Below are 6,507 nucleotides of genomic sequence, written 5' to 3' on the forward strand. Positions count from 1 at the left end.
TGATCGGTTATTTCCATAGACTTTATGGAGTCAACTCCATAGTTTTCCAGGTTTTTATCCTCTTCAATGCGTTGTTCCGGCAGTCCGGTAGATGAAGATAGCAAGCCTTTTAGATAACTTGTCACCTGATCACGCAGCTGTTCTTCTCCTGGTCGAAGTTCTGTACCCATTGCTGCCGTGGCGGTGGCGGCTTTTACACCTACAGTTACTGCCTGCTCCAGACCAAACAGAGCGATTAATTCGTCTCGATGAGATTCCAAAAAATACTCGGTTAAGCTCCGAATATTCGGATATTCAAAAAATATCGTCTTCGACACCTGATCGAACGTCTTCTCCAACTGGTCGGTCAGTTCCATGGACTTAATAGAATCCACCCCGTAATTTTCCAACGGCGTATCCTCTTCAATTCGATATGCAGGCAGTTCGATTGACGAAGACAGCAAAGTCTTTAAGTAATTGGTTGTCTTTTCACGCAGCAGATGTTCATCTTGGACGGACACTACCTTATTTGCTGAGAAAAGAACGTTGTCGTCCTCTGATCCGAGTCTCTGATCTCGGGCTGCTTCTCCGCTTTCTTCAAGCTGTCCTTCCATAATCATCATTCTGCTGATCAGCTCAATGTCTCCTTCTACCACCATCGCTTGATTCGATATGCAGGCTATACTTTGATACAACGCACTAATACCAGTCTCTGTCCTCATCGCAAACATACCTACATTCTGTAAGGCCTTCTCCGTCTCCTGGTCAGGCCGCATTCCGCCTTCTTTCCATAGCGGCCAATTGATCGACAGCGTTTTGCCCATACGCTCCCATGAGGATACCAAGGTATTACGATACCAAGCATATGCATCCATGAACGCATTCGCGGTAGCATAGTCAGACTGACCCGCATTTCCGCCCACTCCCGCAGCTGATGAAAAAAGGATAAAGAAGTCTAGGGGCATGTCCTTACTGGCCTGATCCAAATGGGCTAGGCCGGCCACCTTTGGCGCCAGTACTTCCCTAAATTCTGCGCTCGTCTTTTTGATGATATAGTTATCTTTGATAATTCCAGCACTGTGCAGAATGCCATTAATTCCGCCGTATGCCGTTTGGATGTCCTCAATCAGGCCAACCACCGCTTCCTTCTGCGTAACATCCACCTGTCTATATTCCACCTTGGCGCCCAAAGCCTTCAATTCTTCCAATGGGGCCAGCTTGTCCTCGTCCAGCATGGAACGCCCCGTCAGAATCAGAGTTGCATCCTTGGTCTGACGCGCAATTTCTTTGGCAAAAATAAGACCCAGGCCTTTGGCACCTCCAGTAACCAGATAAACTCCATGATCTTTCCATGGAATTTGTGGTATCGACGGCATTTCGACCTTGTTCCAGGCAGGAATCCAACGTTTGCCTTCTACAAACCGGATGCGGCTGTCCTCTGGACGCCGACTGCTCGATCTTAATATTTCAATGAGTCTTTCATTTTTCTCTATTTCCCCTACTTCAATCAGTTGCCCATAGAACTTTGGATTCTCCTTATGAGCTGTTTTGAGTAAGCCGCACAGCCCGGAGAAAAGTAGCTTTTCATTTCCAGACATCATTACAATTTGTACCAACACTTTGCCTTTAGGCTTGTTAATCAGGATACCTTGTATTTTCTCAAAGACCTGAACGGCATATGTTTCAAAGCGTCGGTCGACCTCCTCCATGCGGGCTTGTAGGGTGATACATTCCACGCCTGTCAAGGAAGCCTCGACATGTAACGCAGCTATGGCATCTGTCTCACAAAGTATGACCACATGTCGTTCGTAGTCGGTTGCTATGGTTTCCTCCCCAACCGCCTGTTCTTTCCAGAATGGCTGCAGCATCATTGCACCGAGCGGTTGCTCACAATTCTCCGCTTCCTTGTAGGAGACCCCTTTTATGCGCACACAGATCCTGCCTGCCTCGTCGCACAAATCAATGTCATACTTGTGCGCCCTATGATCAATCTGGTTTCCTCTTTCATGCCGTACCAACGCCCACATGTCGCTCGGACACTCCTGAAATATTTGAAGCCTATCTATCGCAGTCGGCAGTATTTTTTTCCGAGAGTCAATGCCGGTGAACCGCATAATATTTTCATTATTTGAAAGCAGGTATAAGGGCATTTGCAGGGCAGCACTTGTTATGAAGGGATGCACAACAAATAGGCCTTCAGTATTTGTAATACCGGAAGGCAGTGATAGCTTGGCCAGTACCAAGTCCTGACCTATATAAACTTGCTCAGCGGACTGGAATTCCGAACCGTAGTTAACTTCAATCGTCCGCAGTGCTTCATCGTCCCCCCCATGTGAAATATGATCAATGCACTCCATCTGCAAAGCCTGAATATCTAATGTTTCCGTTCTACTTAGAGCCTCCAGCTCGGCACTTCCCTCGCTGTATATGACAGGATCGCCTGCTTCGGTTCGTGTGCTGTAAATCTTAAAATCAATTCCACCTTGATCTCCCGGAAAGAGTCCTATATGTATTTCCGGCCGATCTCCTATGACAGGAGCATGTGTCCATACCATGTCTGTGAGTGTGATGCCTGCCTGACCCTTCTCCTGTACTGTTAACGACTGTTCAACCGCTGCCCGTGCCATTTCAAGACATGCTCCATCTGACAGGACAAGTCTTCCGTCAACGCCGGAGCTATTCAGATAAAACTCCTGACCGTTAAAGGTTGAGCTAAATCTTTGCTCAGAAAGAACGGAGGTGTTGTGATGCAGCAAAGGGTGCAGATATGCTGGAGCGACACCAGCTGGCTTTTCTTCATCTACTGATATCCAGTAGCGTTCCCTAGCAAAGGGATATGTGGGTAAACTGATGCGGAAAGGCTGGGCATCACTGTAAAGTTTGGTCCAGTCAACGTACACACCCTTGACCCACAATTCCGAAAGCCTGCCGTATTTCTCTGCTAGATTCCAGACATCAAAGGATTCATCCAGCGCTTCTTCCTGCTTAACTACATCCAAGTTCTCTTTGTCCCGCTTGGCCTGTCCCCGATAAAGCTGTGCAATATCCGGTCTTCCCCCATTGAATTCCCGCAGTTTGTTCCTAAGTTCCTCCACTGACTGAACGACCACGGCAAGGCGCTCATCCATTGCCTCACGCCCCATTTGCAAAGTGTAAGCCGCATTCACCAGGTCGTTATCTGAGAAGACATTTTTATCAATTGCAGCAGTCAACTGAACAGCCTGCTCTTTCAATGCTTCATCACTTTTGGCCGACAATATAATGACAACCGGCTTTTGCGGAGTAGAGACAGCCTGTTCTGCCGGAATGTATTCTTCTAGAACGATATGGGCATTAGACCCTCCGGCTCCGAAGGAAGATATGCCTGCAATTCTAGGGTATTCCCGTTGCTCGCCGTTTTTCACCAAAATCGGACGTTTCCATTCAGCAAGTCCCTGCTGAACTGTAAATGGCGTTTTGGCAAAGTTTATATTGGGGTTCAATTCTTTGGCATGCAGGCTTGGGACAATTTTTCGGTTTTTCATTTGCAGAATAATTTTAGCGATTCCCGCAATCCCTGCGGCCGCCTCTAAATGGCCTATGTTTGATTTTACCGAGCCAATCGCACAGAACCCTGTATCCTGTGTATCCTTCTTGAAAGCCTGGGTAAGTCCGGTAATTTCAATAGGATCACCGAGTTCTGTCCCTGTACCGTGAGCTTCAATATAACTGACTGTTCGAGCATTGACGCCTGCTTTATCCAAGGTTTCTCGGATCAATTCTGCCTGTGCTACCGGATTAGGCACGGTATACCCGTTTGTTTTTCCGCCATGATTGATACTAGTTGCGCGAATAACCGCATAAATATGGTCCTTATCGGCAATGGCACGAGATAAAGGTTTGAGCAGCACAACACCCGCACCTTCACCAGGGACAAATCCATTTCCTCCTTCACCAAAGCTCTTGCACCGTCCCTCTGGCGATAGCATTCGCATTGTGCTTAGAAAAACATAGTTGGAAGGATGAAGATATAAGTTGACTCCTCCTGCAATGGCAATCTCGCATTCTCCGTTATGGATATGCTCACAGGCCTCATGGATTGCAGTTAATGACGATGAGCACATGGTATCGACCGAAAAGCTAGGTCCCTTCAGATTCAAGAGATACGATATTCGATTTGCTACCGAACTGAAGGATGTGCGAGGAAAGATTGGTTTGCCTTGCTCCCACAGCTTGGGTCCGTATAAATTGAAGCCTGTTGCGGTAATGCCTGCAAAGACGCCAATTCGCCCATTATATTGCGCTGCAAGCTGATCTCTGCTGTATCCAGCATCCTCGAGGGCCTTCCAGCATTCTTCCAGGAATATCCGCTCCTGAGGGTCCATACTCATAGCTTCCCGAGGAGATATATTGAAGAAAAGAGGATCAAAATCTGCAAAATCCTCCACAAATCCCCCAGATTTGCTATAGCTTTTGCCCTTCTCCACAGCTTCCTTTATGTTAGGAGAGTAAAATCCTTCCCTCTTCCAGCGATCTGCGGGGATTTCTGTAATACAATCTTTGCCCTGTTGTAAATTGCTCCAGTATTCCTCCATATTTTTCGCTTGTGGAAATCGTCCGCTCATGCCAATAATGGCTATTTGTTCGTGTTTTACCCTGCCTGTGTCTATAACTGTCCTACTGACATGATGGTTTTCTTCCTTTGGTAGAGTCGGCAATGATAATTCGCTATCAGTATGCAAAGATGCGGGGACGAAGTTTTCTTCCGGCTTTAGCGGTCTTCCAAGTCCTGTCCACCGTACGCATTCCTCATAGTAGTCAGCAATAAAATATTCCGCTACCGCTTCCAACGTCTGATATTCAAAAAACAGGGTCATCGAGATTTCACCAAAAACTCCTTGAAGCTTTTGGTTGAGCCTTGTAATCATGATGGAGTCTATGCCGTAGCTCTCCAAAGGCTCACTGACATCAATCTTTTCAATGCTCAGCTTAGTCACTTCTCCAAACAATACTTTAAGCTGGTGCAAGGTTTTTTCCAGAAGCAGCTCAGGATTTATCGGTGAAGAAGCTGTCTCTTCAACATATAATTTTTCCTGTGGCTGATGCTCCAATAGATGCTTCCGCAATCTGGGCAAATCCCCTTCTATCACCAGTACCTGCTTCTGGCCAGAGGCTAGGCTATCATATAAAGCCTTGACGCCGTTTGCAGTTTGCATGGCCACCATGCCAATACTTTGCCAAGCCATCTCCGTTTCGGCATCCGCATGCATTCCTCCATCCTTCCAGAGCGGCCAATTGACAGACAGCGTCTGCCCTTTGCGTTCCTTGGAAGAGACGAGGCTGTTTCGATATAAGGCATAGGCATCCATAAACGCATTTGCTGCGGCATAATCGGCCTGACCAGGATTGCCCATAATCCCTGCGATGGATGAGAAGAAAATGAAGAAATCAAGGTCTAGCTCCTTCGTCGCCTGATCCAGGTTGACCAATCCGGCTACTTTGGGAGCCATTACTTCCTTGAACTCTTCCTGCGTCTTATGAATGATAAAACGATCCTGTATCACCCCTGCACTATGGAGGATGCCATCAATCCCCCCATGCTCCTCTTGGATCTTTAGGATCAGTTGCGAGACCTCTTCCTTTCGGGATACGTCCGCTCGTCTGTACTCTACGCGGGCTCCCAGTGCTTTCAATTCCTCCAATATGGCCTGCTTGCCTTCGTCAAATATTGAACGCCCTACCAGGACTAGCGTTGCTTCTTGGACTCGCCGGGCGATATCTCTCGCAAAAGCAAGTCCTAAGCCTCCTGCACCGCCCGTAATCAAATAAATCCCCCGATCCTTCCAGGGCACTCTTCCCGGAGTTTCAGGGGCTTTCATTTCATTCCAGCTGAGAACCAGACGTTTACCGTTCTCATACCGTATCCTTTTGTCTTTGGGGTATTGGCTGTTCTCTTTTAATTTCTCAACGATCTCTTCCAAACCTGTAGCTTCCAATTCAACGAATTGCCCTGCGATTCTTGGGTTTTCCTTTTCGGCTGTTTGCAGCAATCCCAAAAGCCCAGCAAAGAGCTGCTGTCCGATTTGGGAGGAAGCAGCAATCTGTACCAGCACGTTGCCCCTCAGATTCTCTTTGAGAATCATTTGCACTTCCGCAAGCAGTTGAAGAGCATAGCCCTGAAACCGTTCATCCATGCCGGTTTGACCGGCATGGAGCTTGATGCATCGGGTTCCTTTTAAGAGCGCTTCAATGCTTCGCTCCGAGATATGATCGAGTTCGCAAAGCACCACCAGATGTTGGCTAAATTCAGGGAGAGTCGCTTTTTGGAGTGCAGCTTGCTCTTTCCATGAAGGCTCAAGCATAAGAATTCCTGTATTCGCCAGGGCCCCCGCCTCGGCCCCTGCTTTGCTTTGCAGGGTACCGTGTGAAGCCATTTGAGCTTGAACTTGGCGTATTCTGAAAATAGCCTCCTCTTTCTGCATCCGTCCGCTTTTTACCTCGCCCAGAATATTTTGAAAAAAGTCCTTCATCTTCGATTGCCTCCCAGCA

The 6,507-nt window shown here is 47.6% G+C and carries 1 protein-coding gene; it reads right to left on the reverse strand.

Going from position 1 to position 6,507, the window contains the following annotated elements:
- Positions 1–6,488 (reverse strand): SDR family NAD(P)-dependent oxidoreductase (locus tag KSP24_RS24055; RefSeq protein ID WP_216976991.1); only part of this gene is annotated, 6,488 nt, incomplete at its 3' end.
- Between the last annotated feature and the right edge of the window lie 19 nt (positions 6,489–6,507).

This window comes from Paenibacillus sp. AK121 (assembly GCF_019042715.1).
GTDB classification, from domain to species: Bacteria; Bacillota; Bacilli; order Paenibacillales; family Paenibacillaceae; genus Paenibacillus; species Paenibacillus polymyxa_C.